Here is a 3,741-nt window from a genome sequence, read left to right on the forward strand (position 1 = left end):
CAACTCTGGAAAGCTGGGCGGCGGCGCTTTCGCTCGCGGGCGCGGCAACAGCCGGGCTGCCGATGGACCGCGCCTCGGGTGTGGAGCGGGTGCTGGCCGCGCGCTATCGCGATGCCAAAAAGCAAGTGATCGGGCTCGAGACGGCTGCGCAGCAGTTCAGCTATTTCGATCAGTTGCCCGAGCCGGACCAGCGCGCCATGCTGGCCAGCGTCATCGCGGATGCCGACAATGCGCCTGCTGCATACCGCGACATGGTCACCGCATGGCTCGCCGGAGACACCGACCGGCTGTCGGCAGCGGCCAATCGCGGACTTCTGGAACGCGAAAACATTCGCAGCGCGATCCTGATCGCGCGCAACCGGGACTGGGCCGATCAGATCACCGATATGCTGGCAAGTGGCGGAAAGCCATTCGTTGCAGTCGGCGCGGCGCACCTCGCAGGGCCCGACAGCGTCCAGGCATTGCTTGAGGCACGCGGGTTGACCGTCACCCGGATGCAATAGCTGCCGCTGAGTCTACGCGGCTGAAACCCGCGAAAATCCGCGCTTGCTTTTGGCCAGTGCCACCCGTATAGGCCGCGCTTCCTTGCGTCATGGTCATCCCTGGAGGCGTGGCGGGGGATTGAACGACCACCTACATTTGGAGACCGACCATGAGCGATGCGCTTACCCTGTCGGCCCAGCAGCGTGATCGGGCAGGCAAGGGAGCCTCCCGTGCACTCCGCCGCGAAGGCCGTGTTCCCGCCGTAATTTACGGCGACAACAAAGACCCGCAAACCATCCATGTCGCCGAGCGCGATCTGGCCAAGTTGCTGGGCACCGGACATTTCATGAATTCGATCGTCGAGGTCGAACTGGACGGAAAATCAACGATCACCCTTCCCAAGGACGTTGCTTTCCACCCGGTTTCTGACCGTCCGCTGCATGTCGATTTCCTGCGCATCACCAAGGGTGCGACGGTTGAAGTCTCAGTGCCGGTCGCGTTCATCAACGAAGAAGCTTCACCCGGCCTCAAGCGTGGCGGCGTGCTCAACGTTGTGCGTCACGAGCTTGAACTGGTGTGCGATGCAACCAAGATCCCTGACGAAATCGAGGTCGATGTCACTGGCGCGGAAATCGGTGACTCGATCCACATCTCGGCAGTGAAATTGCCCGTTGGTAGCGAGTCGGCGATCACAGATCGCGACTTCACCATTGCAACCATCGTGGCTCCGTCGGCGCTCAAGTCGAGCGACGGTGACGCCACTGATGAAGCAGGCGAAGCTGAAGCCGAGTAATTCTTCTAACTCGCCCTCTCCCCTTCAGGGGAGAGGGTTGGGAGAGGGGAATGTCGAGAGGGTAGCATACTCGCCCCTCTCCCCACCCTCTCCCCTGAAGGGGAGAGGGAGTCTTTCTCGATGCAAATCTGGGTCGGCCTTGGTAATCCTGGCGCAGAATATGCGCTCAACCGGCACAATGTCGGCTTCATGGCGCTTGACGTCATCGCAGAAGCGCATGGTTTTGACGCGCCCAAGCGCCGCTTTCAGGGCTGGGCTATCGAGGCGCGACTGGGTACTGAGAAGCTGCTGTTGCTCAAACCTGCCACCTTCATGAACAAATCCGGCCAGGCGATTGGCGAGGCAATGCGCTTCTTCAAGCTCGAACCGCAGGACGTCACCGTCTTTCACGACGAACTCGACCTCGCGCCGTTCAAGGTGAAGGTCAAACGCGGTGGCGGCACCGCCGGACACAATGGCCTGCGCTCCACCGACCAACACATCGGCCCCGATTTTCGCCGGGTGCGCATCGGCATCGGCCACCCGGGTAACAAAGACCGGGTCAACGGCCATGTGCTCGGCAACTATCACAAGACCGAATTCGACGACCTTGCCGACATGCTGGGCGCTATCGCCGCCGAAGCCGCATGGCTGGCGCGCGACGATGACGCGCGCTTCATGAACGATGTGGCGCTGCGGCTGCAACCGTGATTGTGCAAGTGCCAATGCCTGTCGGTCGAACGCCTGCCCAGTTCGCCATTGCTTCGCTCTTGGCCATCGCGCTCGGCGCTGTCGCCATGAATGGACACGATATTCCGCCATCGCGTTGGATCATCAACCTGGTCGGCTGGGCAATCGGCGGATCGCTGGCGTTTGGGCTGACCCGCTTCAACGCAACGCAGACCAAGCTCCGGGTGATCGCAGTGGCTGGCGCGATGTTAGTTGCCGCAAGCTTGACTGGCCCAGCACAATCCGGCGTGCATCGCTGGCTTGCCATCGGCCCGCTGACCATCAATGCCGCAGCCCTCGCCCTGCCCGCTGTGGTTGCAGCCATCGCCTGCCTACCCAAAGCCGATCTGGTTGGGCTGGGCAGCATTGGAGCAATCGCACTGGTTCTGGTGCTGCAGCCAGACGCTTCGCAAAGCCTCGCCTTTTCTGCTGCAATCATGGTTGCCGCCTGCTGGCGCGACGGGAGGCGGGGCGCATGGCTCGCCGCCGTACTGTCATGTCTAACGGCGGTTGCATTCTTGCGATCCGATCCGCTCCAACCCGTCGCCGAGGTCGAACAGATTTTCACGCTCGGCTGGCAGATATCACCGTTGCTGGCGATTGCGATGGCGGCAGCGCTGACTGCTACCGCGGCAAGCTACCTTTCCCATTCGGGGCGACCATCGGCAACTCGCGCACTGGCCGCATATGCTGCACTGGCGATGCTGGCGCCGCTCTATGGCTGGTTCCCGGTTCCGCTGGCTGGATCGGGGATGAGCTTTGCCATCGGGCTCTGGCTGGGTGTCGGCGTGCTTGGCTTGATGCCCCTTCCGGAAAACCCGAAAAGCGTTTGATCGCAACCACCAGCGTTGCAGCCGCTCGCGGCATTTGCAATGTTGCGTCAAAGGGTCACAATCAGGAGGACGCCCCATGCCAGATCATCCCCATCGCCGTCACATCCTTGGCGGAGCCGCGCTCGCCGGCATCGCCGCTTTTGCACCATCCGTTGCCGCACAGGCCGTTGCAAAGCCCGACCTGAAGGGCAAATCGATCCTGATCACCGGCGCAGCGACCGGATTCGGTTATCTGGGGGCGCTGCATTATGCCCGGTCCGGGGCGAAGGTGTTTGCCACGATGCGCAACATCCCCCGCCCGCAGGCAGTTGAACTGCGCACCATCGCAGCTGACGAAAAGCTCGACATTACAGTCATCGAGATCGATGTATTGTCGGATGAACTGGTTGCATCGGGTGTCGCCCAGGCAGAAAAGCTGGCGGGCGGCGCGCTTGATGTCATCATCAACAACGCCGGCATCGGCATTACCGGCCCGGTCGAGGTGCAAGACATGGAGGCGACCCGGCTGATCTTCGACACCAATGTCTTCGGTTTCCAGCGGGTGGCCCGCGCCGCACTGCCCGCGATGCGCGCCGCCAAGCGTGGGCTGATCTTTAACATCTCCTCGCAGCTGGGCCGGGTGATCGTGCCCAACGGCGGACATTATTCAGCCACCAAGTTCGCGCTTGAGGCGATGAGCGAGCAGATGGCCTATGAACTCGTGCCGCACGGCATCGATGTCACGGTCATCCAGCCGGGTGGCTACCCGACCGATGTCTGGCGCAACCGCAACATCTACACCGGCGCGCTGAAGGAGCGGATCGACGCCGACCGCGCCGCCGCGTACCCTGCAGTGGTCGCGCGCATGGGCACCGAGGATGGCAGCGGCCGGTCTGCGGACCCGATGGACGTGCCGCGCGCCATCGCCGAGATCATCGCCATGCC

At 62.6% G+C, this 3,741-nt stretch carries 5 protein-coding genes; all 5 read left to right on the forward strand.

What is annotated here, in order from left to right:
• Positions 1–503, forward strand: a 503-nt coding sequence (locus tag ACEW8G_RS01775; protein ID WP_373486733.1) for a TraB/GumN family protein, incomplete at its 5' end; no start/stop codon positions are given.
• A gap of 149 nt (positions 504–652) precedes the next feature.
• Positions 653–1,276 carry a 50S ribosomal protein L25/general stress protein Ctc gene (locus ACEW8G_RS01780; protein ID WP_373486734.1) on the forward strand — a complete coding sequence of 208 codons (624 nt, stop codon included), beginning with the start codon at positions 653–655 and terminating at the stop codon, positions 1,274–1,276.
• A gap of 120 nt (positions 1,277–1,396) precedes the next feature.
• Complete coding sequence (gene pth, locus ACEW8G_RS01785) at positions 1,397–1,966, forward strand: aminoacyl-tRNA hydrolase (RefSeq protein WP_373486735.1); 570 nt, start codon at positions 1,397–1,399, stop codon at positions 1,964–1,966.
• A gap of 86 nt (positions 1,967–2,052) precedes the next feature.
• The gene (locus ACEW8G_RS01790) at positions 2,053–2,817 is read left to right on the forward strand and encodes a hypothetical protein (protein WP_373486736.1); all 765 of its coding nucleotides are present in this window, start codon (positions 2,053–2,055) and stop codon (positions 2,815–2,817) included.
• A 76-nt stretch (positions 2,818–2,893) separates the two neighbouring features.
• The coding region (locus ACEW8G_RS01795) for an SDR family NAD(P)-dependent oxidoreductase (protein ID WP_373486737.1) at positions 2,894–3,741 on the forward strand (848 nt) is incomplete at its 3' end.

Source organism: Blastomonas sp. (assembly GCF_041747255.1).
Lineage (GTDB): Bacteria > Pseudomonadota > Alphaproteobacteria > Sphingomonadales > Sphingomonadaceae > Blastomonas.